This window comes from Streptomyces sp. NPDC006384, from assembly GCF_042870695.1.
Classification (GTDB): Bacteria; Actinomycetota; Actinomycetes; order Streptomycetales; family Streptomycetaceae; genus Streptomyces.
Map to the genome: position 1 here is coordinate 307,137 of NZ_JBIAHR010000008.1, position 23,923 is coordinate 331,059.

The window sequence follows — 23,923 nt, forward strand, 5'->3', positions numbered from 1 at the left end:
ACACTGCTCCGAACGGGTCACACGATCGGCGTACGGGTTTCAGATCCGGTCGACGAGGTCCGCGATGGAGTCGACCACCTGGGAGGGCCGGTACGGGAAGGCCTCGACCTGCTCGGGCCGGGTCAGGCCGGTGAGCACCAGGAAGGTCTGCATCCCGGCCTCCATGCCGGCCAGCACGTCGGTGTCCATGCGGTCGCCGATCATCGCGCTGGTCTCGGAGTGGGCGCCGATCGCGTTGAGGCCGGTGCGCATCATCAGCGGGTTGGGCTTGCCGGCGAAGTAGGGCTGCTTGCCGGTCGCCTTGGTGATCAGCGCGGCCACGGCGCCGGTCGCCGGGAGCGGGCCCTCGGTGGAGGGGCCGGTCTCGTCGGGGTTGGTGCAGATGAAGCGGGCGCCGGCGTTGATCAGCCGCACCGCCTTCGTCATCGCCTCGAAGGAGTAGGTGCGGGTCTCGCCGAGGACCACGTAGTCGGGGTCGTGGTCGGTGAGGATGTAGCCGATGTCGTGCAGGGCGGTGGTCAGCCCGGCCTCGCCGATGACGTACGCCGAGCCGCCCGGCCGCTGGTCGTCCAGGAACTTGGCGGTGGCCAGCGCCGAGGTCCAGATGGCCTCGACGGGCACCTCCAGGCCCATGCGGCGCAGCCGGGCGTGCAGGTCGCGCGGGGTGTAGATCGAGTTGTTGGTCAGCACGAGGAAGGGCCTGCCGGACTCGCGGAGCCTCTTGAGGAAGGCGTCGGCACCGGGGATCGGTACGCCCTCGTGGATGAGGACCCCGTCCATGTCGGTGAGCCACGATTCGATGGGCTTGCGGTCTGCCATGTGCGGGTTCTCCTGCCGTACGCGGTCCAGCGTGCGCCCCAGCCTAGACAAGTCCGGATCTTGGGGGAACGGGTGTCTCAGCTTCCGGTGGCGCGCTTCCAGGCGTCGACGTAGGAGGTGAGGTTCTCCTCGATGTCGTTCCAGTCGGGTTCGAAGATCTCCACGCCGGTCATCAGCCTGCCGAGCGCGACGGCGTCGGCGTCGGCGGCCTTGATGTCCTGGCGGGCCGCGAAGCCGCCGCCGATCTCGCTGACCTGCGCCTGCGCCTTCTGGCTCAGCAGGTGGTCGAGGAGCTTCCTGCCGTTGTCGCCGTGCGGGGCCCCGGTGACCAGGCCGGCCGCGTAGGGCAGGGCGAAGGTGGTGGGCCTGCCGCCCTCGCGGGCCGGGAACCAGATGCCGAGGTTGGGCATGGTCTTGGACTGGGCGTAGTTCATCTGGACGTCCCCGTTGGCGACGAGCAGCTCGCCCTTGTCGACCTTGGGGGCGAGTTTGCCGGTGGAGGCGGAGGGGCCGACGTTGTTCTTCTGGAGCTTCTTCAGGTACTCCATGGCGGGCTTCTCGCCGCCGAAGTCGTGCATGGCCTTGACGAGGACGGCGGTGCCGTCGCCGGCGACGCCGGGGGTGGAGTACTGGAGCTTGTTCCCGTACCTGTCGTCGAGCAGGTCCTCCCAGGTGGTGGGGGGCTGCTTCAGCTCCTTCTTGTTGTGGACGAAGCCGAAGTAGTTGTTGACGACGGCGGTCCAGGTGCCGTTCGCGGCCTTGTCGCCGCGGGCGACCCGTTCGGCGCCCCGGGGCGTGTACTTCTGCAGCAGGCCCTTGGTGTCGGCCTGCTGGATGAACGGCGGGAGGGTGACGAGGACGTCGGCCTGCGGGTTGCTCTTCTCGCGGGCGACGCGCTGCACCATCTCGCCGGAGCCGCCCTCGACGTACTTCACCTTGATGCCGGTCTCCTTCTCGAAGTCCTCGAACACCCGGTCGTACCAGCCATCGCCGTGTTCGCCCTTGAGGCCGTCGGCGCTGTAGACGGTGACGACCTTCTCGTCGGAGGCGGCGGAGGTGCCGGAGCAGGCGGTCAGCGGGAGGGCGAGGACGCAGAGGGCGGCGACCGGCCCGAGGACGGTCCGGCGGGCGGGCTTGCGGGCGGAGGCGGACATGGCGGGGTGAACTCCTTGCGTGGAATCGGGTGAGGGGCGGGGGTGGGGACGCGACGGCCGGGGTCTAGCGGTACGCGGCGCGGGTGCGGACGCGGGAGACGGCGAGCAGCACCAGCAGCGTGGCCGCCATCAGGACCACGGCGACGGCGGAGCCGGCGAACAGGGCGCCGCGGTCGGTGGCCGCGTGGATCAGGACGGGCAGCGGGGTCCAGTCGGGCGGGTAGAGCATCATCGTGGCGCTCAGTTCGCCCATGGACAGGGCGAAGCAGAGTCCGGCTGCGGCGGTCAGCGACGGCAGCAGCAGCGGCAGCCTCACCCGCCACAGCACGTACGCCGGGGAGGCGCCGAGGGAGGCGGCGGCCTGTTCGTAGGCCGGGTCGAGGCGGGTGATCGCGGCGGACACGGACTGGTGGGCGAAGGCGGTGACCAGGACGGTGTGGGCGGCGATCACGATCCAGCGGGTGCCGTTGAGGAGCATCGGCGGCTGGGAGAAGGCGACCAGGGTGGCGAGGCCGACGACGACGGAGGGCACGGCGAGCGGCAGCACGAACAGCGCGTCGAGCACCTTGCGGTGCCGTCCGCCCAGTGCGGCGGCGGCCAGCGCGGCCCAGGTGCCGGCGGCCAGCGCGAGGAGGCTCGCGGTGACGGCGGTGACCAGGCTGGTGGTGAGGGCCTGGAGGGCCTCGCCGCGGGTGGCCGCCTCGTAGTGGGCGGTGGTGAAGCCGGAGGGCAGGACGCTGGACCAGTTGGTGGCGAAGGAGGCGCCGAGGACGACGAGGAGCGGGAGGGCGAACAGGGGGACGAAGAGGAGGAGGAAGACCGCCCACAGGGCCCACTTCGCTCCGCGGCTATGCACCAGCACGGCGGCTCACCACCCGGTAGAGGCCGTAGAGGCCCACGGAGATCAGGACGTTGACGACGGCGACCACGCAGGCGCCGGGATAGTCGGACTCGAGGATCGCCTTGCCGTAGACGAGGGTCGGCAGGGTCGTAACGCCCTTGGCGCCGGTGAACAGGACGATGCCGAACTCGTTGAGGCACAGGACGAGGACGAGGCTGCCGCCGGCCGCGAGGGCGGGCAGCGCCTCCGGCAGGATGATCCGCCGGACGATGCGGGGCGCGCGGGCGCCGAGCGAACCGGCCGCCTCCAGCTGGCCGGTGTCCAGCTGGGAGAAGGCGGCGAGCAGCGGGCGCATCACGAACGGCGTGAAGTACGTGATCTCGGCGAGCAGTACGCCCCAGGGCGTGGTCAGGAACCGGAACGGTCCCTCGGCGGCGCCCGTGACGCCGGTCCAGGCGCCGTTGGCCATGCCGACCGTGCCGTAGACGAAGAGCAGGGCGAGCGTGATCAGGAAGGACGGGAAGGACAGGAAGACGTCGATGAACCGGGCGACCGCCCGCGCCCCGGGGAACGGCACGAAGGCGATGACCAGCGCGAGGACGAAGCCGAGCACGAGGCAGCCGGCCGTGGCGGCCAGTGCCAGCCAGACGGTGGTCCACAGGGCCTCGCGGAAGGCGGTGGAGGCGAAGACGTCGGCGTAGGGCTGGAGGGAGGTGCCGCCGGAGTCGGGCCGGAAGGACTGCTGGACAACGAGGGCGAGGGGGTAGAGGAAGAAGACGGCGAGCAGGGCGACGGGGGGCAGCGCCCACAGCAGCGCCCGGTGGGAGCGCGCGGCGGTGCCCGGACTGCGGCTGCCGTCGGACGGGCGCGCCGGGCCCACGGCGGCCCGCGGCTCGTGGAGGACCTCAGTCACGGTCACCCACCCCCGCGGGCAGCAGTACCGCGTCCTCGGGCGCGAAGTGCAGGGTGACGGTCTCCCCGTGGCCCGGCGGTGTCCTCAGTTCGCGCAGGTCGGCCATCACGCGGTGGCCGTCCACGTCGACGTGGAGCCGGTGGGTGGAGCCGCGCCACTGGATCTCGGTCACCGTGCCGGTGAGCCGGTTGGGTCCGTGGCCGAGCCCGACGAGATGGGGCCGTACGCACAGGGTGGCCGACGCGCCCGGTGCGGCGCCCGCCGTGTCGACCTCGAACTCGGCGTCCGCGAAGGAGACCCCCTCGGTGCCGACCCGTACGGGCAGCAGGTTGGCGTTGCCGACGAAGGAGGCGGTGAACTCGTCGGCCGGGGACCGGTACAGCTCCCGCGGGGTGCCGCAGGCCTGGAGGCGGGCGCGGTTCATCACGGCGATCCGGTCGGCCAGGGTGAGCGCCTCCATCTGGTCGTGGGTGACGTAGAGGATCGACACGTCGGGCAGTTCGCGGTGCAGGCGGGCCAGTTCGGCGAGCATGCCGGAGCGCAGCTGGGCGTCGAGCGCGGACAGCGGCTCGTCCAGGAGGAGGACGTCGGGGCGGATGGCGAGGGCGCGGGCGATGGCGACGCGCTGCTGCTGGCCGCCGGAGAGTTCGCGCGGGTGGCGGCGGGCGTAGGCGGCCATGCCGGTCATCTCCAGCGCCTCGAGGACGCGGGCGCGGATCTCGGCCTTGGGTGTTTTCCGTGCTTTCAGGCCGAAGGCGACGTTGTCCTCGACCCGCATGTGCGGGAAGAGGGCGTACTGCTGGACGACCATGCCGATGCCGCGCCGGTGCGGGGGCAGGCCGGTGACGTCGCGGTCGCCGAGGAACACCCGCCCCGAGACGGGCCGGACGAATCCGGCGACGGCCCGCAGCGCGGTGGTCTTGCCGGAGCCGGACGGCCCGAGGAGCGCCATGACCTCGCCGGGTTCGACGGTGAGGTCCAGGGCGTCGAGGACGGTGTTGCCGTCGTAGGCGACGGTGACGTTCTCGAAGCGGATGCCGCCGCCGCTCATCAGCGGGCTCCCCGCAGGAGGGCGGGCAGGGCGGCGACGGAGTCGAGGACGTGGGTGGCGCCCGCCTCGCGGAAGGCGTCGTCGCCGTGGGCGCCGGTGCGCACCCCGGCGACCAGTCCGGCGCCGGCGCGCACGCCGCTGAGCACGTCGTAGGAGGTGTCGCCGACGACGGCCACCTGGCGTACGGCGTCGGCGGCCTTGGTGCGCAGGAAGGCCTCCAGCACCATGTCCGGGTACGGCCGTCCGCGCCCGCCCGCGTCGGCGGGGCACAGGGTGAGGGGGACAAGGTCGCGCCAGCCGAGGGCGTCCAGGATCGCGTCCTGGGTGACGCGGGCGAAGCCGGTGGTCAGGACGACGGTGCGGCCATCGGCGAGGAGTTCCTCGACGGCCTCGCGGGCGCCGGGGACGGGGGCGATCAGGCCGCCGTCGACGAGTTCGCCGTACGCCTTCTCGAAGGCGGCGTTGGCCCGCCGGGCGCGGTCCTCGTCGCCGAACAGGTGCCGGAAGACGGAGATCTTGGACTCGCCCATGGTGGCGCGGACGTAGGCGAGCTTGTCGGCGTGGTCGTCGGTGCCGGGCTCGACGCCGAGTTCGCGGGCGGCGGCGAGGAAGGCGCGCTCGACGAGGCCGCCGTCGGCGACGGTGGTGCCTGCCATGTCGAGGACGACGAGGCGGATGTCCGGCGTGGTCCGTGTCGTGGTCGTGGTGGTCATGGGTGTTTTCACCAGCCCAGTTCGTTCGCGGTGGCCTCGGCTATCGCGGGCGAGCAGGTCATGCCGCGCCCGCCGGGCCCGGTGACCAGCCAGACGCCGTCGCGGACCTGCTGCCGGTGCACGACCCGGCTCTTGTCGGTGCACTGCGCGTACACCCCGGCCCAGCGGCGGCGGATCTTCGGCAGGGGCCGGCCGAGGAAGGACTCGACGACTCCGGTGAGGTGCTCGTAGGGGTCCTCGAGGGTGTCGAAGGCAAAGGGGTGCTCGTACTCGTGGGTGTCGCCGATGGTCAGGCCGCCGTCGGCGCGCTGGACCATCAGCAGCTGCATCCTGTGCTCCGCGGCCGTGGCGGGCTGCGGCTGCCGGGCGTTGAGCTCGTCCAGGGCCGGCGAGCCGTAGGTGGGGTAGTAGCGGAAGCTGTCGGCGTCGGCGACCGAGGTGGTCAGCGGTTCGCCCAGCGGATCGGTCTGCATCATCTGGAGGCGGACCCGGCGCACGGGCAGGCCGGGTCCGGCCAGTTCGCGCACGAGGCCGCCGAGCCAGGCGCCGGTGGCGAGGACGACGACGTCGCCGGTGTGGACGTCGCCGTGGTCGTCGCGGACGGCCCTCTCGCCGACGACGTCGCGGACCTCGCGGCCGGGCAGGAAGGTGTAGCGCGGCGACCCGAGCAGCTCGGCGCGCAGGGCGAGCTGGGCGGTGCGGGGTTCGACTGCGGCGTCGCGCTCGCAGTACAGGGCGGCGTCGAACGCGCCGCGCAGGGCGGGATTGAGGGCGCGGGCCTCCTCGGGGGTGAGGAGCTTGTGACCGCGGGCGGCGGCGTCCGGGCGGGCCACGGCGGCCTCGGCGACGGCGCGTTCGAGGTCGCCGCACAGCGGGGTCAGGGAGCCGTTCGGGCGGAAGCCGAGCGCCGGGATCCGGGCGCCGATCTCCTCCCACAGCTCCCGGGCCCGCAGCGCGGTCTCCAGTTCCTCGCCGCCCGCGCGGCCACTGACCCATATCTGGCCGAAGTTGCGCAGCGAGGCGCCGCGCGCCTCGGTCTCGCGCTCGATCTGTACGACCTCGTGGCCGCGTTCCACTGCGTGCCAGGCGTGCATGGTTCCCACCACGCCGGCTCCGACGACTATCACTCTCACGACCGCCACGCTCCTCGCCACCGGGGAACCGGAGGGATCCGGCTGACGACGGGAGTGTGAACCGGCCGCCACATTTGGGCTAGACCCGTTACCTTTCCGTTATCTCACTGGCCGAGGGGAGAGGAGAGCCGCTCAGCCGCTCAGCCGCTCAGGTGGGCCGTGAACGAGAAGCGGTCGCCCCGGTACAGCGTCCGCACCCGTTCCAGCGGGCGGCCCTCCGTGTCCCGGGAGACGCGGTGGATGAGCAGCATCGGCAGGGCCGGCGGGGTGCCTATGAGGAGGGCCTCGCGCGGGGTGGCGAGCACGGTCTCGATGCGTTCGTCGGCGTTCCCGAAGGCGATGCCCTGGGCGGCGAGGTAGGCGTAGAAGGACGAGTCCGGGTCGAAGCCGGTGTCCAGGCCGGGGACGCGGGCCACGGAGACGTAGGTGCTCTCCAGGCCGATCCGCTCGTCGTCGGCGAGCAGCACCCGCTCCAGGTGCCAGACGGGCTCCCCGCGCACGAGGCCGGTCTCGGCGGCGAGCGCGTCGGGGCAGGGGAAGCGGTCGAGGGTGACGAGCGTGCGGCCGGGCGTACGGCCCTGGCGGCGGACGCCCTCGGTGTAGCTGGCCAGGGACAGCGGCTGGGCCAGCTTGGGGCCGGCGACCACCGTGCCCCGTCCCCGCCGCCGCAGCTTGCCCTCCAGCACGAGTTCGCGCAGGGCCTGCCGTACGGTCTCGCGGGCGACCCCGTACCGCTCGGAGAGGTCCCGCTCGGTGGGGATGACGCCACCCTCCCCCAGTTCGCCGACGAGACGGTCGATCCGTGCCTTGACGGCGTAGTACTTCGGTACGCGGCCGTGCTCGGGGATCCCGGAGCGCACGGGGGCACCGGGGGCCTGGTCGTTCGGGTAGTCCACGCAGGGGATGGTCGCAGACCCGGGTGTACGGACCGCGGGGGGCCGCGAACGGCGCGGCGGGGCGGCCGGGTTCGCGGTGCGCGCGTCCGTGGTGCCGGTACCGGTACCGGTGGCGTGCGGCGTCAGCGGCGCCCCCGGGCCAGCAGTACGGCCGTGGCGCCGGCGGCGACGAGCAGGGCGGCGGCCGCGAGGGCCGTGCTCGGGCGGCCCCTCCCGGTGCCGGCGAGCTCGTCGGCGAACGGGAATCCGGTGCCCCGGCCGTCGGGGGTGGAGGCGACCGACGGCGTGACGGGCTCGGAGCTGCCCGCGGCGGCGGACTCGCCGGCCGTGGCACCGGTACCGGCACGGGGGCCGGAACCGGCGCCGACGCGGAAGCGGTAGTCGCCGGACTGGCCGATCCACTCGCCGTCGTCGCCGCGGCGCTGGACGACGGCCGCGTTGGCGGTGACCTCGCCCGGCGCGGCGTCCGGGGTGAACGCGAGCCGCACCTTCACGGTGAGGGTCCGGCCGGGGCCGACGGTGAAGCCGGGGAAGGCCCCCACACCCTCCCCCTCCCCGAAGGCGCCGATCAGCTCGTCGCGACCGGTCGCCTCCAGGACGACGGGGCGGAGGCGCTCGCCGTCGTGGAACTCCAGGCGCACCTGCGCGGGCCCGAGGGCGTGCCGGTCGTCGAAGAGGACGACGACCGGGTGGACGGCCTCGCAGGTGCGGGAGGTGGTGTTGGTGAGGTCCAGGTACCAGACGCCGGGGCCGCCGCCGGGCGCGTAGGCGCTCGGGCCGCCGTGGACGCGGGTGGTGAGCGGGAAGGTGTGGTCGTCGGGGGCCGTGCAGGAGGGCAGCGGGGCGCGGACCGCGTGCGCGGGGACGGCGTGCGCGGGGACGGCCGGGGTCAGGACGGCTGCCGTCGTGGGCGCGCAGGCGGCGAGGAGGGCGGCTGCCGCCACCGGACGGGGGGACGCGGGCGTGAACAGTCGCATGAACACATGAGCGTGTCGGGCCTCTCGCCCCCACGGAACCGCCGTTCGGGGCAGGCCCCCCGAACGGCGGCGGCCGGTCACCCGGACACCGCCCACTCCCCCCTTTCCCCTCCCTCCCCCGACGACTCCCCGACGACCCCCGGGCCGCGTCCGCCCCTCACCCGGCGCAGTGCGAAAGTGGAGGCATGACTGGTACTACCCCCGGCACTCCCCTGCGCCCCCCTCTGCGCGTCGGCCTCATCGGTTACGGCCTCGCGGGCTCCGTCTTCCACGCCCCGCTGATCGCCGCCACCGAGGGCCTGGCCCTGGACACCGTGGTCACCTCGAACCCCGACCGTCAGCGGCAGGCCCGCGACGAGTTCCCGGACGTGCGGACCGTCGCCACGCCGGACGAGCTGTTCGACCGGGCCGCCGAACTGGACCTGATCGTCATCGCGTCCCCGAACAAGACGCACGTACCGCTCGCGGAGCGCGCCCTGCGGGCCGGTCTGCCGGTCGTCGTGGACAAGCCGGTCGCGGGCACCGCGGCCGAGGCGCGGGAGCTGGCGGCGCTGGCCGAGGAGCGCGGCCTGCTGCTCTCCGTCTTCCAGAACCGCCGCTGGGACAACGATTTCCTCACCCTCCGCAAGCTCCTGGACGAGGGCGCGCTCGGTGACGTGTGGCGCTTCGAGTCCCGTTTCGAGCGCTGGCGGCCGAAGCCGAAGGGCGGCTGGCGCGAGTCCGGCGACCCGGCGGAGATCGGCGGTCTCCTCTACGACCTCGGCAGCCACGTCGTCGACCAGGCGCTCGTCCTGTTCGGCCCGGCCACGCAGGTGTACGCCGAGTCGGTCGTGCGGCGCGCGGGCGCGGAGGCCGACGACGACACGTTCATCGCCCTCACCCACGCGAACGGCGTCCGCTCCCACCTCTACGTCTCCGCCACCGCCGCCCAGCTCGGCCCCCGTTTCCGGGTGCTGGGCTCGCAGGCGGGTTACGTCAAGTACGGCCTGGACCCGCAGGAGGCGGCCCTGCGCGAGGGCAGGCGGCCGGGCCCCGGCTGGGGCGAGGAGGACGAGTCGCTGTGGGGCCGCGTCGGCGCCGGGGAGTCCCCGCTGACCGGCGGCGGACGCGTGGAGGCGACCGTGCCGGGCGACTACCCGGCCTACTACGCGGCGGTGGCGAAGGCCCTGCTGGACGGCGGCCCGAACCCGGTCGGCGCCCGCGAGGCGGCCGCCGCCCTGGACGTCCTGGAGGCGGCCCGCAGGTCCGCCCGCGACGGAGTGGCGGTGGCCCTGTGACGCGCGAGCGGACCCCCGCACCGGCCTCCGCCCCCGCCCCCGTCCCGTCCGTGGCGGAGCTGGAGGAGCAGGAACGCCGCCTGGTCTTCCGCCGGTTCACGAACGACGACGCGTGGGCGCTGGGCTCCCTCCTGGTCGAGCTGGCCCGGAAGCGCGGGGCGCCGGTCGCCATCGACATCCACCGCGCCGGCCAGCAGCTCTTCCACGCCGCCCTGCCCGGCTCGGCCCCCGACAACGACGCCTGGATCGCCCGCAAGCGCCGGGTCGTGGAGCGGTACGGTTCCGCGTCGTACCTGGTGGGCGCCCGTTTCCGGGCCAAGGGCACGACCTTCGAGGACTCCTCGCGGCTCGACCCGGACACCTACGCCGCGCACGGCGGTTCGTTCCCCGTCACCGTGGAGGGCGTGGGCGTGATCGGCGCGGTGACGGTCTCCGGCCTCCCCCAGGTCGAGGACCACCGGCTGGTGGTGGAGGCCCTGGAACGCTTCCTCGGCGTCTGACCCGGACGGCCGTCCCCCGGGAATCACCACCGGCTCCCTCCGGTTGGCACGCGTCATACGACGACCACCCGCCGACCGGAGGGACCGCGACCGATGAACGACACGAGGACCGCGCTGAGGAAAGCCGTCGGACGGTACGGGATCTGGAGTCCGCACCTGCGCGCCGAGGACCCGGCGGGCCGTGACGAACGCGCCGAGGCGGCGGCCGAGCTGGAGCGGCTCGGGTTCGGCGCCCTGTGGCTGGGCGGCAACAGCGCCGCCCGGCACGCCGCCCCGCTGATCGAGGCGACCTCGCGCATCGTCGTCGGCACCAGCATCCAGAGCATCTGGGACCACGAGGCCTCCGCCGCCGCGGCGGGCTTCGCCGAGCTGGAGGTCTCCCACCCCGGCCGCTTCCTGCTCGGCCTCGGGGTGAGCCACGGCCCCCTGGCGAAGGACTACCACCGTCCGTACTCGTCGATGGTCGGCTACCTCGACGAACTGGACCGGGCCGGGATGCGGGCCGGGCACCGGGTGCTGGCCGCGCTCGGCCCGAAGATGCTGGAGCTGTCCCGGGACCGGGCGGCGGGCGCGATCCCGTACCTGGTCACCCCGGAGCACACCGCGCGGGCCCGCGAGACGCTCGGCGAGGGCCCGCTGCTGGCCCCCGAGTTCAAGGTCGTCCTCGACACCGACCCGGCCCGCGCCCGCACGACGGCCCGCGCCTACCTCGCCATGTACCTGAAACTCCCCAACTACACCCGGAACCTCCTCAGCCTCGGCTTCACCGAGGACGACGTCGCCGGCGGCGGCAGCGACCGCCTGATCGACGCCGTCTTCGCCTGGGGCGACGAGGACACGATCCGCACCCGCATCGACGCCTTCCACACCGCGGGCGCCGACCACGTGGCCCTCCAGCTCGTGGAACCCGACACGACATCCGCCCCGAGGGAGGGCTGGCGCCGGCTGGCCACCCTGTTGGCGTAAAGGTCCGGCCGGGCCGTGTCCCGGGAGGGCGGTGATCGTTGCGTAGCCGGGTGCCATATGCGCCCGGCAAGAGCCGATCTCTCTCAAGGAGTCCCACCCGTCATGGTTCTCTCCCGCACCCTCCAGCGTGCCGCGCTCACCGCGGTGGTCGTGTCCGTCTCCGCGCTGGCCCTGCCCGCCTCCGCGCAGGCGGCCGCGCTGCCGCCCGCCTGTCAGACGGCGCTGCTCGAGACGCTCGGCAAGTTCCCGGTCACGGACTTCACGGTCCCCGAGAAGGTCCAGAACACCGCGATGGTCGAGGTCCTCAACCTGAGCGAGGCCGACCAGGCCGCCTTCACCGAGGCGGCGTGCACGGCCTGGAACAACTGGGCCACCGCGAACGGCCAGGCCGTGGCCGCCGACCTGGACACCGGCTACCGGAACGCCGCCGCGCCGGTGTGCAACAAGTTCGCCCGGTCCGCCCTGGCGACGATCAAGAAGTACGCGCCCAACATCCCGGCCGAGACGCGGGAGCTGGAGAAGGTCGCCAAGAAGGTCTGGACGAACACCATGCAGAAGCTGGAGAGCGAGGCCACCAACGCCAGCTGCCAGACGGCCTACGGCGCGGTGAAGGCCGGCTGGTAGGGCTCCGTCCTCACGCCGGCCGGCGCGTTGAAGCGGAAGGGCCCCGGGGCACCTGCGGCAGGTGCCCCGGGGCCCTTCCCGGTACGGAAGCCGGAAGCCGGCCACGCACCGCGGTACCCCGCGCCCTTGGCGGGGCGCCTACGCGTCCTTCAGTTCCTGCCGCTGCCGCCCCAGCCCCTCGATCTCCAGCTCGACGACGTCCCCCGCCCGCAGGTACGGCTTCGGCTCGGGCTGCCCCATGGCCACCCCCGCCGGCGTCCCGGTGTTGATGACGTCACCGGGCCGCAGCACCATGAACTGGCTGACGTAGCGCACGACTTCGCCCACCGGGAAGATCTGGTCGGCGGTCGTGCCGTCCTGCTTCAGCTCGCCATTCACCCACAGCCGCAGCGACAGCCGCTGCGGGTCGGGCACCTCGTCGGCGGTCACCAGCCACGGGCCCAGCGGGTTGAACGTCTCGCAGTTCTTGCCCTTGTCCCAGGTGCCGCCCCGCTCGATCTGGAACTCCCGCTCGGACACGTCGTGCGCGACCGCGTACCCGGCGACGCACGCGAGTCCCTCCTCGGCCGACTCCAGGTAGCGGGCCGTACGCCCGATCACGACCGCCAGCTCCACCTCCCAGTCGGTCTTGACGGACCCGCGCGGCACCAGCACGGTGTCGTCCGGTCCGACGACCGTGTCCGGCGCCTTGAAGAAGACGACCGGCTCGGCGGGCGGCTCGGCGCCGGTCTCGCGGGCGTGGTCGTGGTAGTTGAGCCCGATGCACACGATCTTGCCGATGCTTCCCACGGGCGGTCCGACGCGCAGCCCCGTGGCGTCCAGGGCGGGCAGCTCGCCGGCGTCGGCGGCGGCCCGTACCCGGTCGAGCGCCGCGTCGTCGGCGAGCAGCGCGCCGTCGATGTCCGTCACCAGGCCCGACAGGTCACGCAGCGTCCCGCCGTCGTCGAGCAGCGCGGGCCGTTCCGACCCCGCCGTACCGACTCGCAGCAGCTTCATGATCCCCAACTCCCTCTGTCGCGGGCGCCCGCCCGATGAGGTGCGGTCTGGTTGCGGCAGCGCGCAGCCATCGGAGGACTGGTCGATCGTCCAAGGCCGGGTTCCACTCCGCAAGACCCCGTTCACGTACTGGACCGTCACCACACCGTCGCCACGGGGCCCCGGACACGTCGTCCCGCACCGGTCCCGCCGGCCTCGCAGCCCCCGCCTCACCGGTACAGGACGGCCCGCTCGACGACGCTCCAGGCCGTGCTGGTGACGATGTAGAGCGCGGCGGCCAGCGGGACGACGGCCACGGAGACGAGCGTGAAGAAGGACAGGAACGGCATGACCTTGAGGGCCGTGGCCAGCCCCGGCACCTGCGGCTGGCCGTCCCCGGCGGCGGGCAGCACCGGCTGCTCGGCCATCCGGCGCCGGGTGAGCCGGTAGCTGAAGACGGCGACGCAGGTGACGAGCGCGAACAACCCCGCGTACACGAGGCCGGCCGCGCCGAACACCCCGCCGTCGCCGAGGGCGTCGGTCCACCGTCCGCCGAGCGGCGCGGCGAACAGCTCGTGGGTCAGCAGGGTGTTGGTCTCGCCGCCGATGGAGCTGCTGGAGAACAGGTGGTAGAGGAGGAAGAACGCGGGCAGCTGGCACAGGCCGGGCAGGATGCCGGACAGCGGCGACACCTTCTTCTCGACGTGCAGTTCCAGGACGGCCCGCCGCAGCCGCTCCGGGTTCCTGGCGTGCCTGCGCCGCAGCTCGGCGATCTTCGGCTGCAGTGCGGCGCGCGCCTTCTGCCCGCGGGCGGCGGCCCGGGACAGGGGGAGGACGAGGAGGCGTACGAGCGCGGTGAACAGGACGATGGCGGCAGCGGCGGCCGAGGCGCCGAACAGCGGCTGGAGCAGGTCGGCGAGGTGCTCGACCAGAGTGGCGAAAACGGACATGGGTGCGGAGCCCTCCGGGGGTCTCGTCGTGCCGGGGAAGACCGGGCGACCGGGACGGACCGGGGCGACGGGGACGACCGGGGCGATCAGGTGATCGCGGGGTCGCGAGGTCGCGGTGGTCGCGGGGATCGCGTGGTCGGGACGTGCGGCATGACGACCCGCGCGGGGCATCGGCCCTGCGAGATGAGCCTCGCGAGGTGGGCCCTGCGAGATGGGCCTCGCTAGGTGGGCCTCGCGAGGTGAGCCTTGCGAGGTGCGGGGATGCCCTACGCGGCGGTCGCCGTGAGGGCGTGTCCGGGTGCCCGGGGCCGGCGGCGGCCGGGGGCGTCGGGATCGCGTTGCGGCAGGAAGGCCGTACGCCGGTCCCGGTCCCTGATGGCCGTCCGCACCCGTGTGGGCGGCACGGCGGGCACGCAGCGCGCGGCGATGACGGCGCAGACGGCGAGCGCGGCACCGGCCGCGGCGGTCGCGGCGAGCGCGACGGTGGCGGAGAGGCTGCCGACGTCGACGAACGCGACGGGCAGGAGCACGAGCAGCAGAACGAGCAGAGGACGCGGCCCGGCCGGCTTCCGGCTCATCGGCGACTCCCCCCTCCCGTACGCTCGTTCGCCCAGTTATACCGCAACAGCCCCCGCCCCCGCTCCTCCTTCTCCCCACCCGGGACCGTGGCCGGACGGCCCCTGACCTTCGCCACCTCGCGGCAGTACCGTGTCATCCATGCGCCCCGACACGCCTGCCGAGAACGTCGACCACACCGCCGAGGCCGCCCGTCTGGAGCGGACCGCCGGCCTGTACCCCGAGGACGCCGAGGCACTGCTGGTGCGCGCCGCGGCCCACCTGGAGCTCGCCGGCGACCGCCCCTCCGCGACCAAGCTCTACGACCGCCTGCTGTCCTCCGCCGGCTCCCTGGAGAACCCGGCCCTGGTCCGCGCCCTGAAGGCGTCGAACCTGTGGGAGTACGGCCACGAGGCCGAGGCCAGGGCGATCATCGACGGCGTCCGCGCGGCCGCCCCCCTCGACCCGGCGCCCTGGGTGATCGTCGCCGAGGCCCTGGAGGCCCACGACGAGCTGGCGGCGGCCCAGGAGACCTTCACCGAGGGCGCCCGCCTCCTGCTGACGGACGTCGCCGAGCCCCCGTACTCCACGCATCCGCTGCTGTACGGGCGGCACCGGGTGCGGCGCATGCTGGGCGCGCCCCACGACGACTGGGACCGCCTGGCGGACACCCTGCACAGGATGCCGGTCTCCCTGGACGAGCTGCACGACCCGAAGCGCGTCTGGTCCCTCGGCTCGGACGACCCGGCCGACCTGGAGGCGGAGATCCTGCGCCTGCGCGCCGAGCTGGGCGCCTACCGGGAGGCCCTGTCCCGCCCCTTCCCCGTGGCCCTGCTGCACTGGCCGGCCGGCGAGCTGGCCGAGCTGGTGGAGGCGTATCCGGTGCTGGCCGACGAGTACCCCTCGTACGAGGAGCACCTGGCCGCCGTGGAGCGGGCCCTGCGCGAGCTGGCCTCGTCGGGCACCCCGAACCTGGGCGTGGTCCGCGGCACGGTCCCCTCCTACGAGGCGTTCGCGGCCTCCGAGGGCGCGTCCCCGTCCGACGCGGCGCTGCTGCCGCAGTACGCGACGACGCTGGCGGCCCGGGGCCGTGCGGCGGCGTGGCCCCCGCAGCGGGGCGCGGCCTGCTGGTGCGGTTCGGAGCGCCCCTACGGGCAGTGCCACGGAACCGGGGCGTGACGGGGACGCGTCCTCCCGCTCGGCCGTCCCGCTCGGCCGTCCCGCTCGGCCGTCCGCACCCAGAAGACGTTCGTCCCGGCGACGTACCTGGTGTGCGGGCTGCTGCTGTGCCTGTTCGCGGGCGGCCCGGCGGCGCCGGCGCTGGTCTGAGCCGCTGTCCGCCCCGGCTGCGAGACCACGGCGGCGGCCGTGACCGGGGTCTGTGGGCACCGTGGAAGGATCCGGACCCACGTCTGTGGTCACACCTGTTTCCTTCGGCAGGGGAATGGCCCTGATCCGGCAGCGTTGCAGCGCCCGGTGGAACGGGAATGGCAGCGGAATTCAACGCCGGTAAAAGCGGCCAAGGGCGCGCCGGCGTGAACGGTACCCTCGTGGAATGCGTATCGGAGAACTGGCGCGGCGGACTGGAGTTCCGGTGCCGACGATCAAGTACTACTCACGCGAGGGCTTGCTGCCCCCGGGCGAGCGCACCAGTCCGAACCAGGTGGCGTACGACGACAGTCATGTGCGCCGGCTCAAGCTGATCCGCGCCATGCTGGAGGTCGGCGGCCTGTCCATCGCCGCGGCCCGCGAGGTGCTCGCCGAGGTCGACTCCCCGCACCGCACGGTGCACGGCGCGCTCGGCGTCGCCCAGTCCGCGGTCACCCGGTCGGCCTCGGAGCGCGGCAGCCAGGAGGACTGGGAACGCGCCGAGGCCGAGGTCTCCGACCTGGTCCGCCGCCATGGCTGGACGGCGAAGCCGGAGAATCCCGGCTGGCAGGCGCTGGTGCAGATCGTGGTGACCTACCGGGATCTGGACCGCGGCGATCTGCTGGTCCTGCTCGACAGGTACGCGGCGGCGGCGGGGGAGCTCGCCGTCGCCGAACTGGCCACCCTCGCGGACACGCCGTCCACGGACGGCAAGGTGGAGGGTGTGGTGCTCAGTACGGTGCTGGGGGACGCGGCGATGTCCGCGCTGCGGCGTATCGCCCAGGAGGACGTGTCGGCCCGGCTCCCGGGAAGCCTCCGCTCGACCTGAGGCGCCCGCCGCCATGGGGGTGTCCGTGCGGCGGCGGGCGCGTCGTGGCCGCTCGCACGGCTCCCCGCGCCCCTGAAGGCCGCGGTTTCGCCACGGGGCGCGACCAGGTACGACGAACTCCGTCCCGGCGTCAGGCGAAGGCCCCGACGGCGGTCACCCCGGCCCCCGGCGCGACGGGAGCCAGATGGTGGACGTGGGCGGGCGGCAGGTTCCCGAGGACGGTCTCCGTGCGGAACCGGTGTCGCGCCAGCACCCGTCCGATCACGGACTGCAGCTCGAGAACCCGTAACCGGGCCCGCCCCGTGGTCAGCGCCCGCCGCAGCGGCGGCATCCCCGCGTAGGCGAAGTACGACAACGTCCCCCCGGGCCGCAGCGCACCGACGAGCCGCCCCAGGACCTCCCCGGCCGTGGCCGCGTCGAAGTTGGCGAACGGCAACCCGCACACGATCGTGTCGTACGAGCCGAGCTCGGCGTCCTGGACGAGCCCGGTCAGCACCCGCACCCGCCGGTCCCCGGCGTACGTCTCGGCGAGCAGCGCGGCGAACCGCGGATTCGCCTCGACGAGGTCCAGGGTGTCCAACGGTCCCAGCGACTCCCTCACATGCCGGGTCACCGCCCCCGTCCCGGGCCCGACCTCCAGGACAGCCCGCGGCGTGCCGGGGCTCGGGATGACATAGCGGGTCAGAGCCCTGGCCAGGCGCGGGCTGCTGGGCGCGACGGCCCCGGTGGCCCGTCGGGTGCGGGTGAACTCGCGGAAGAACAACGTCACTTCGGTCATGAACCCACCTGAGTACGTCGGAAGCGGCAGTGCGGATCACTAGTGATAGTACAACTATCGATAGTGTAAGTTACCGTTGAACCGCAGGGGGTGCCGTCACCCGTCACCGCGGCGCCGACGGGACTCCGGCCTGCGGACACGACTCACCCATGGCCCACGCACACGCCTCCAAGGAGGTAGTGCCGGCCAGCTGGAACGGACTCGCGAAAGGGAAAGGAGGGGGGCCATGGACATCGACCTGGGCTCGCTCGTGTCATGGGTGGACGTGACCTCCGGCCTGTCCTCCTCGCTCTCCGGAGCGGCCTGCTGGGCGTACGCGATCCTCGCCCTGACCACGCTCCCGCCCCTGCTCCCCAACACCGTGCTCCTGGCCACGGGCGGCATGCTCGCCGCCCGCGGCGAGATGTCCCTGCTGCTCGTCCTCGCCTCGGTGGCGGGCAGTGCGGTCCTCGGCGACCTGCTCATCCACCGTTTCGGCCGGGCCACGGGCGGCCGGATGCGCGGCTCCGTCCGCACCGGGGGACGCAAGGGCGAGCTGTTCGACTGGGCGTCGCGCCGCGTGCACCAGGGCGGACTCGCCTTCGTCGTCGGCGTCCGCTTCCTGCCCAGCGGCCGGCTCCTCGCGGGGCTCACGGCGGGTGCGGCCCGCTACCCGGCCCGTAAGTTCGCCCTGGCCGCAGCCCTCGCCGAGACGGTGTGGGCGGGCTACTCGGTGGGTGCGGGCTACTTCGGCGGGACGGTCAGCGACGACCCGGTGTTCTCGCTCGCGACAGGGGTCGGGCTCACGGTCCTGGTGGGCGTCGCCGCCGCGCTCCTGCAGCGCAGGTCGGCAGCCGGGCGGACCCCTGTATCGAAAGAGGCATAGCGGGTTCCCCGGAGTGGGAATATCGCATGCCCGGAAATTCGGCGAGGCTGATGGGCAGGGTTCCCGGATGTTCCGTCAATTCGTCGAAGAATTCAGGAGAGAGAAGTGTTTGCCGCAATCGGAAAATTCACCGCGCGGCGTCGCAAATGGGTTGTCGTCGCGGCAGTCGTCTTCACCCTCTTCGCCGGCGTCTGGGGCACCCGGGTCTTCGCTTCGTTCACCGGCGGCGCCGGTTTCGACGACCCGGCCAGTGAATCCGTCCAGGCGGACAAGGTCCTGCAGGGCCCGCTCGGCAGGGAGTCCAACGACCTGATCGTGGTCTACGAGGCCGAGCAGGGCAGCGACGCCACGGTCGAGGACTTCGGCCCCGCCGTGCGCTCCGCCCTCGACGGCGTACCGCGCGCCGGCATCGAACGGCTCGACTCGTACTGGCCATCGACTACGCGCTGTTCATGGTGAACCGCTTCCGTGAGGAACTGCACGCGGGCGCCGACGTCGACACGGCGGTGCAGCGCGCCACCGCCACGGCGGGCCGCACCGTCGCCTTCTCCGGTGTCGCCGTGGCGATCTCCTTCGCCGGACTCCTCTTCTTCCCGTCCCGCTTCCTGTCCTCCATGGGGTACGCGGCCGTGGCCGTCGTCGCCTTCGCGGTCGTCGGCGCCCTCACCCTGCTGCCCGCGCTGCTGCGCTACACCGGCCACAGCATCGACAAGTGGCGTATCCCGCTGCCCGGTTCGGGCCGGCGCACCCCCAGGCCCGAGACGCAGGGGCGCTGGTACCGCACCGCCCACGCCGTGATGCGCAAGCCGTTGGTCTCCACGCTCGCGATCGTCGCCGTCCTGGCCGGCCTCGGCGCGCCGCTGCTCGGTGTGAACTGGGCCCGCCCCGGCGAGTGGGTGCTGCCCTCGGACGCCGACGCGAAGGTCGTCAGCAAGGAGCTCTCCACCGACTTCGAGACCGACCCCGGCCGGATCATGACCTCGGTCGTCCGCTTCGACGGCCCCGCGCAGCCCTCCCAGGTCGCCTCCTACGCCGACGAGCTGGCGAAGATCGACGGAGTGGCGTCGGCGGTCCCGACGAACATCGCGGGCAACGACGCCCGGGTCACCCTGCACTACACGCCGGACCCCATGTCCGACGCCGCCCGCGCCCTGGTCGGTGACGTGCGCGCGGTCGATCCGCCCGACGGCGCCGAGACCCTGGTCACCGGCATGCCCGCCTCCCGCGTCGACATCGTCGACATGGTCGGTGAACGCCTGCCGTGGATGGCGCTGTTCGTCGCGGTGGTCTCCTTCCTGGTCCTGTTCCTGGCGTTCGGCTCCCTGCTGCTGCCGCTCAAGTCGGTGGTCCTGAACCTGCTCTCGCTCCTCGCGGCCTTCGGCGCGATCAAGTGGATCTTCCAGGACGGCCACCTGTCCGGCCTGCTCGGCTTCGAACCGATCGGCGCGGTGGACGTCAACTTCCCCGTCCTGGTCGTCGCGATCGCCTTCGGACTCGCCATGGACTACGAGGTGTTCCTGCTGTCGCGGGTGCGTGAGGAGTACGACGTCAGCGGTGACGTCGTGCAGTCCGTGGCGCTCGGTGTGCAGCGCACCGCGAAGATCATCACCAGTGCGGCGCTGCTCCTGGTCGTGGTCGTCGGCGGCTTCATGGCCTCCTCCATCCTCTTCATGAAGATGATCGGTGTCGGCCTGGTCATCGCGGTCCTGGTCGACGCGACCATCGTGCGCGGGCTGCTCGTACCGGCCACGATGGCGCTGCTCGGCAAGTGGGCCTGGTGGGCACCGGCACCGCTGGCACGCTGGTGGGCGAAGTACGGCCTGCGCGAGGGCTCCGACGCCCCGCCGCCGGCCCCCGTGCCCGCCCCGGCCTCCCACGCCGGGGTCACCCGGTGACCACCCCCAGGTCCGCACCGCGCTCCGAGCCCGTCCGCCCCCCGTCGGCGGTGTCCCGGGGCGCGGTGCCCTTTTCCCCGCATCGGCTCACCACGCGGCGACCGGTGACACCACCCGGAACGGCGGACGCCCCGGACCGCTCCGGCAGCCGGGGTGCCGCCCCCGTCGTCGCGGCCGGCGTCACCACCGTGCTCGCCGCCCCTTGGCGGAAGGACACCCCGGGGGAGCGGCACCGCTCCCCCCGTCTCCGCTCACCGTTCGGCGGGCTCGACCAGCCGTCCGGGGTTCCCGTCCGTCGGCCCCGGTCCACCGATGAGTTTCCGCGCCCGCGCCGGTCCATCCCTGCGACAGCCCCGCACGGAACCGTGCGGGGGGACCCGAGCAGAAGGAGACGGACATGAGCACCGACCGGACCACCGCCGCCGACGGCTTCCCCTACACCCTGACCCGCACCCTGGAGGCCCCCGCGGCACAGGTCTGGGAGGCCTGGACGACCCCCGAGCAGTACGCCCAGTGGGCCCACGCCGTCCCCGGCTCCGTCGAGATGGACGTACGTCCCGGCGGCGCCTGGAAGTCGACGATGCTCACCCCCGACGGCACCGCGATCCCCCTGACCGGCTCCTACCTCGAGGTGGCCGAGCCCCGCCGCCTGGTCCTCGGCATGGACGTCCCCGGCCGGCCGGACCCGGTGGCGATGACCGTGGAACTCACGGAACAGGGCCCCCGCAACACCGTGATCACCCTCTCCCAGACCTGCGACACGGCGGAGGAACGGGACATGGCGGAACAGGGCAGCGGCATGCTGCTGGACGGCCTGACGGCCTTCCTGGCGAACGGCACCCGGGGCTGACGCCCTTCCGCCGCCCCTCCCCGCCAGGGCGTCCGCCTCGCGCGGTGCGTGCACTTCCCGGCGGAGTGCCCGCACCCCGCTCCTACGAGCCCGGCCGGCCACCCTAAGGCTGTCCCGTAACTGATCTTCGAGGTTGCCAGTAGCGAGTCCGTCGGGGCGCTCGCAGCTCGGGCGGCGAAAGGTAGCCCTCGTGGGTGAGGCGGATCATCTGTGCGGATGACGCACGTCGACACGGTCCGGATCAGGAACGAGTCATGTCAATCAGGCACTCTTTGGGTGACACAGTGTGCCCCGTCCCGCGCCAAGCAGACCGTGTCCACCTGAGCAGATACCGAGGCCGCCGACTACAGCCGGCTGGTCCAGGCCCAGGAGAGCCAGCAAATCAGCGGCGCCCTGGGCGTCCTCACGATCCTCGGCCTCGCCCTGGGCACGGCCCTCGGCATCCTCCAGGTCCTGGACGACGACTCCCTGTCCCACCTCCTCATCGCCCTGGCCCTGTCGGTGGTGGTGACGACAGGTGCGCTGACTACGCGGTACGGGCGGCTGGTGCTGTCGTCCCTGCGGGGCGGGCGGAAGGAGCGGTAGACCGTCTGAGGGATTGGCTAAGCGGTGCAGCAGGACATGTGCGCTCCCGGGTCCCTCCGGACTACCCTCTGTGGTATGTCAGAGGCCCCCGTATGGGAAGCACCAGCCGGTTCCTGGGCATCGTCGGCAGCTCGCCGACGCAATATGCAAGCGATTCGCAGCCGGGATACCAAGCCGGAGAGACTGATCCGTCGGCTGGTCCACGCCCAGGGACTGCGATACCGCGTCGCTGCGCGTCCTCTGCCCGATCTTCGTCGGACTGCGGACATGGTGTTCCGTCCAGCCAAGGTGGCCGTCTTCATCGATGGCTGCTACTGGCACGGGTGCCCCGAGCACTACGTTCCGCCGAAGACGAATCAGGGTTACTGGTCCGAGAAGGTACTGCGCAACGTAGAACGCGACCGCGACACTGACCAGAAGCTCAGGGAAGCAGGGTGGCTCGTACTCCGCTTCTGGGAGCATGAGCCGGCGGAAAAGTGCTCTCTCGCTGTCTGCCAGGCGGTGTCTGCCAGAAGGACAGAGACGGGAAAGGCGACGGACTGAGGCGCCTACCCTCGTGAGCTTCTTGCTGGGACAGCTCCTCAATCGACAGCAGAAGAGGCCAGGGCACACGCTCTCCGCCCTCGCCCTTACTCTGTCTCTAGCGGGTACGGCAGTGTAAGCAGCTTCTGTGGGGGAGGCTGGCTGGGCTCGCATCGAGCACAGCGGGGCGGGCGTGTGGCCACGACCGCCCGGAAAGTTGGGGGCAAGGTGGCGGTCGAGCGCACGAACCGTGATGTTCGGACACTCATCACACAAATCGCTGACGGGGAGATCATGCTCCCTGAGATCCAGCGTGGGTACGTATGGAAGGCGTCCCAGGTAGCCAGACTCATTGAGTCGCTGTACCGCGGCTACCCTGCCGGTTCACTTCTCTTCTGGAAGACCGGTCAGCCCGCCGAGACCCGCGGGGCAGCGATTGGCAGGCCGCAAGATCTGCCCAGCGCCATGCCCCTGTACCTGCTTGATGGTCAGCAAAGGCTCACTTCGCTCTTCCGAGTGCTCACCGATCACCCAGACGCTCAGGTCGTCTTCAACATCGAGACAGAAGCCTTCCAGAACCAGAGTGCCGCTACCCGGCGCAACAAAAAATGGATCAAAGTCTATGACGCTGTAAGCCCGAATTCGGACGTCTTTGCTATCCACAGAGAACTTACGGAAGCCGGACTCGCTATCTCAGATACCGAGGTTGGAATCCGCCTCAGCGCTCTGCAGAAGATCAGCCAGCGTGACTTTCACATGGAAGTCCTGCATGACTTCGAGTACGAAGAAGTCGCCGACATCTTCGTACGGGTGAACAGCGGCGGACGGGCCCTCAAGACCACGGACCTCGCGCTTGCGACACTCTCGGCACGCATCCCGGGATTCCTGGGACAACTGGAAGCGGAATCAGCCCGCTGGGCCGACCGGGGGTACGGGGGCCTTGATGTCAACTTCCTCATCAAGGCCCTGACTTTGAGCTTGTCAACCTCAGGGAAGCGCCTGGCATCTGTAGCCAAATTGACCGCCGCCAGCAAGGAAACGGTCGAAGCTGGGTGGGAAAAGGTCCAGCGAGGGCTTGCCCGAGTGGTACCTCTTCTTGAGGAAAAGGCGCTGATCCCGACTACGGCTCTGATTCCCTCGCTTGCTGCTCTTTACCCGTTGGTCCTCTATTACGGGCAGCAGCCAGAGGTGACCGAGGTCCCCGAAGAGCTGGAGAACGGCCTACTTTATTGGTTCTTGGCCGCTACCGCGCGGAACCGATACGGTGGCGCTTCGGACACCGCGCTCACTCAGGACATCCGAATGCTCGACACCGAAGACCCTGTCGCGTCACTGCTTTCCAACCTCGGCATCCATAAGGGCGGTATTTCCGTTACCGCCAGCGACTTGGCTGGCCGTAACCACCAGAGTCCATACCTGATGTTCTGCTATCTCGCGGCCGCTCACGCTGACGCAACCGACTGGTGGGATGGCGGCCCAATCTCGCGGGGTGTCAACAGGTCCGGGAAGCCGCAGTACAGCCTTGTCCACCCGGCTGCGAAGCTGCGTAACTGCAACAACAAGTACACGTCTGCAGAAATCAACGAACTGGCAAACATTGTGTTCGTGTCCGAGCAGACAGCGAAGAACATCATCGGTAACCGGACCCCGGCTGCCTACATGCAGAATGTCGGAGCCAGCGATCGTACTGCGCACGCGATCCCAAGCGATCCAGCAACCCTCGAGCCTGAGGGGTACAGGCACTTTCTGGCGGCGCGTCGAGCTTTGCTGGCCGGGTTGATCACAGGGCTTCTTACTGATGTTGAACTCGTGGAGTCGTAGGGGCTGACGGCTTGTCGACTGTGCGGTATCACCGGGACATGCGGTATCCACAAGGGGGCGGGCTGA

Annotated in this window: 25 protein-coding genes; 12 read left to right on the plus strand and 13 right to left on the minus strand. The window is 71.9% G+C overall.

The window, feature by feature from the left end:
• Positions 1-39: 39 nt before the first annotated feature.
• The 9 genes from ACFYOJ_RS13745 to ACFYOJ_RS13785 all read right to left on the minus strand — a co-directional run bounded on the left by ACFYOJ_RS13745 (position 40) and on the right by ACFYOJ_RS13785 (position 8,497).
• Complete coding sequence (locus tag ACFYOJ_RS13745) at positions 40-819, minus strand: HAD-IIA family hydrolase (RefSeq protein ID WP_356557573.1); 780 nt, start codon at positions 817-819, stop codon at positions 40-42.
• 77 nt (positions 820-896) lie between these two features.
• Positions 897-1,973: a 2-aminoethylphosphonate ABC transporter substrate-binding protein gene (locus ACFYOJ_RS13750; RefSeq protein WP_356557572.1), complete on the minus strand. Its 1,077-nt coding sequence runs from the start codon at positions 1,971-1,973 to the stop codon at positions 897-899.
• 64 nt (positions 1,974-2,037) lie between these two features.
• The gene (locus ACFYOJ_RS13755) at positions 2,038-2,835 is read right to left on the minus strand and encodes an ABC transporter permease subunit (RefSeq protein ID WP_356557571.1); all 798 of its coding nucleotides are present in this window, start codon (positions 2,833-2,835) and stop codon (positions 2,038-2,040) included.
• Positions 2,822-3,694: a 2-aminoethylphosphonate ABC transporter permease subunit gene (locus ACFYOJ_RS13760; protein WP_388596864.1), complete on the minus strand. Its 873-nt coding sequence runs from the start codon at positions 3,692-3,694 to the stop codon at positions 2,822-2,824. The genes ACFYOJ_RS13755 and ACFYOJ_RS13760 overlap by 14 nt, the downstream gene beginning before the upstream one ends.
• Before the next feature lie 25 nt (positions 3,695-3,719).
• Positions 3,720-4,778, minus strand: coding sequence for an ABC transporter ATP-binding protein (locus ACFYOJ_RS13765; protein ID WP_356557570.1), 1,059 nt, complete (start codon positions 4,776-4,778; stop codon positions 3,720-3,722).
• Complete coding sequence (locus ACFYOJ_RS13770; RefSeq protein ID WP_356557569.1) at positions 4,778-5,491, minus strand: phosphonatase-like hydrolase; 714 nt, start codon at positions 5,489-5,491, stop codon at positions 4,778-4,780. Before ACFYOJ_RS13770 ends, ACFYOJ_RS13765 begins: the two co-directional genes overlap by 1 nt.
• Before the next feature lie 8 nt (positions 5,492-5,499).
• A complete protein-coding gene (locus ACFYOJ_RS13775; protein WP_356557568.1) occupies positions 5,500-6,624 on the minus strand; it encodes a TIGR03364 family FAD-dependent oxidoreductase in 1,125 nt (374 codons plus the stop codon).
• Between the two features lie 140 nt (positions 6,625-6,764).
• Positions 6,765-7,520: a GntR family transcriptional regulator gene (locus ACFYOJ_RS13780; protein ID WP_356557567.1), complete on the minus strand. Its 756-nt coding sequence runs from the start codon at positions 7,518-7,520 to the stop codon at positions 6,765-6,767.
• Positions 7,521-7,642: 122 nt separating this feature from the next.
• Positions 7,643-8,497 carry a hypothetical protein gene (locus ACFYOJ_RS13785; protein WP_356557566.1) on the minus strand — a complete coding sequence of 285 codons (855 nt, stop codon included), beginning with the start codon at positions 8,495-8,497 and terminating at the stop codon, positions 7,643-7,645.
• A 185-nt stretch (positions 8,498-8,682) separates the two neighbouring features.
• Here ACFYOJ_RS13785 and ACFYOJ_RS13790 point away from each other — a divergent pair, with 185 nt between their 5' ends.
• The 4 genes from ACFYOJ_RS13790 (at position 8,683) to ACFYOJ_RS13805 (ending at position 11,864) form a co-directional block, all read left to right on the plus strand.
• Positions 8,683-9,774 (plus strand): Gfo/Idh/MocA family oxidoreductase, encoded by a 1,092-nt coding sequence (locus ACFYOJ_RS13790; RefSeq protein ID WP_356557565.1) that lies wholly within the window; start codon positions 8,683-8,685, stop codon positions 9,772-9,774.
• On the plus strand, positions 9,771-10,274 hold the full coding sequence (locus tag ACFYOJ_RS13795; RefSeq protein ID WP_356557564.1) for a heme-degrading domain-containing protein: 504 nt from the start codon (positions 9,771-9,773) through the stop codon (positions 10,272-10,274). The genes ACFYOJ_RS13790 and ACFYOJ_RS13795 overlap by 4 nt, the downstream gene beginning before the upstream one ends.
• 93 nt (positions 10,275-10,367) lie before the next feature.
• A complete protein-coding gene (locus ACFYOJ_RS13800; RefSeq protein WP_356557563.1) occupies positions 10,368-11,240 on the plus strand; it encodes an LLM class F420-dependent oxidoreductase in 873 nt (290 codons plus the stop codon).
• Positions 11,241-11,342: 102 nt separating this feature from the next.
• A complete protein-coding gene (locus ACFYOJ_RS13805) occupies positions 11,343-11,864 on the plus strand; it encodes a hypothetical protein (RefSeq protein ID WP_356557562.1) in 522 nt (173 codons plus the stop codon).
• A gap of 138 nt (positions 11,865-12,002) precedes the next feature.
• On the opposite strand, the gene ACFYOJ_RS13810 is transcribed toward ACFYOJ_RS13805, so the two are convergent.
• The 3 genes from ACFYOJ_RS13810 to ACFYOJ_RS13820 all read right to left on the minus strand — a co-directional run bounded on the left by ACFYOJ_RS13810 (position 12,003) and on the right by ACFYOJ_RS13820 (position 14,367).
• Positions 12,003-12,860, minus strand: a complete 858-nt coding sequence (locus ACFYOJ_RS13810) for a fumarylacetoacetate hydrolase family protein (protein WP_356557561.1) — start codon at positions 12,858-12,860, stop codon at positions 12,003-12,005.
• A 209-nt stretch (positions 12,861-13,069) separates the two neighbouring features.
• Positions 13,070-13,789, minus strand: coding sequence for a membrane protein insertase YidC (locus tag ACFYOJ_RS13815; RefSeq protein WP_356557560.1), 720 nt, complete (start codon positions 13,787-13,789; stop codon positions 13,070-13,072).
• Positions 13,790-14,055: 266 nt separating this feature from the next.
• On the minus strand, positions 14,056-14,367 hold the full coding sequence (locus ACFYOJ_RS13820; RefSeq protein WP_356557559.1) for a DUF6412 domain-containing protein: 312 nt from the start codon (positions 14,365-14,367) through the stop codon (positions 14,056-14,058).
• Positions 14,368-14,506: 139 nt separating this feature from the next.
• On the opposite strand from ACFYOJ_RS13820, the gene ACFYOJ_RS13825 reads away from it, so the two are divergent.
• Both ACFYOJ_RS13825 and ACFYOJ_RS13830 read left to right on the plus strand, forming a co-directional pair.
• A complete protein-coding gene (locus ACFYOJ_RS13825) occupies positions 14,507-15,523 on the plus strand; it encodes an SEC-C domain-containing protein (protein ID WP_356557558.1) in 1,017 nt (338 codons plus the stop codon).
• 376 nt (positions 15,524-15,899) lie between these two features.
• On the plus strand, positions 15,900-16,541 hold the full coding sequence (locus ACFYOJ_RS13830) for a MerR family transcriptional regulator (RefSeq protein ID WP_356557557.1): 642 nt from the start codon (positions 15,900-15,902) through the stop codon (positions 16,539-16,541).
• A 130-nt stretch (positions 16,542-16,671) separates the two neighbouring features.
• Here ACFYOJ_RS13830 and ACFYOJ_RS13835 read toward each other — a convergent pair whose 3' ends face one another.
• A complete protein-coding gene (locus tag ACFYOJ_RS13835; protein ID WP_356557556.1) occupies positions 16,672-17,319 on the minus strand; it encodes a methyltransferase in 648 nt (215 codons plus the stop codon).
• 226 nt (positions 17,320-17,545) lie between these two features.
• Between ACFYOJ_RS13835 and ACFYOJ_RS13840 the strand changes: the two genes are divergently transcribed.
• The 6 genes from ACFYOJ_RS13840 to ACFYOJ_RS13865 all read left to right on the plus strand — a co-directional run bounded on the left by ACFYOJ_RS13840 (position 17,546) and on the right by ACFYOJ_RS13865 (position 23,857).
• On the plus strand, positions 17,546-18,184 hold the full coding sequence (locus ACFYOJ_RS13840) for a VTT domain-containing protein (protein WP_356557555.1): 639 nt from the start codon (positions 17,546-17,548) through the stop codon (positions 18,182-18,184).
• Between the two features lie 105 nt (positions 18,185-18,289).
• On the plus strand, positions 18,290-18,643 hold the full coding sequence (locus ACFYOJ_RS13845; protein ID WP_356557554.1) for a hypothetical protein: 354 nt from the start codon (positions 18,290-18,292) through the stop codon (positions 18,641-18,643).
• Positions 18,637-20,079: an MMPL family transporter gene (locus ACFYOJ_RS13850; RefSeq protein ID WP_356557553.1), complete on the plus strand. Its 1,443-nt coding sequence runs from the start codon at positions 18,637-18,639 to the stop codon at positions 20,077-20,079. The genes ACFYOJ_RS13845 and ACFYOJ_RS13850 overlap by 7 nt, the downstream gene beginning before the upstream one ends.
• A gap of 397 nt (positions 20,080-20,476) precedes the next feature.
• Entirely contained in the window at positions 20,477-20,929 is a 453-nt protein-coding gene (locus ACFYOJ_RS13855) for an SRPBCC domain-containing protein (protein WP_356557552.1), read from the plus strand.
• A gap of 660 nt (positions 20,930-21,589) precedes the next feature.
• The gene (locus tag ACFYOJ_RS13860) at positions 21,590-22,057 is read left to right on the plus strand and encodes a very short patch repair endonuclease (protein WP_356557551.1); all 468 of its coding nucleotides are present in this window, start codon (positions 21,590-21,592) and stop codon (positions 22,055-22,057) included.
• Between the two features lie 174 nt (positions 22,058-22,231).
• On the plus strand, positions 22,232-23,857 hold the full coding sequence (locus tag ACFYOJ_RS13865) for a DUF262 domain-containing protein (RefSeq protein WP_356557550.1): 1,626 nt from the start codon (positions 22,232-22,234) through the stop codon (positions 23,855-23,857).
• Positions 23,858-23,923 lie beyond the last annotated feature (66 nt).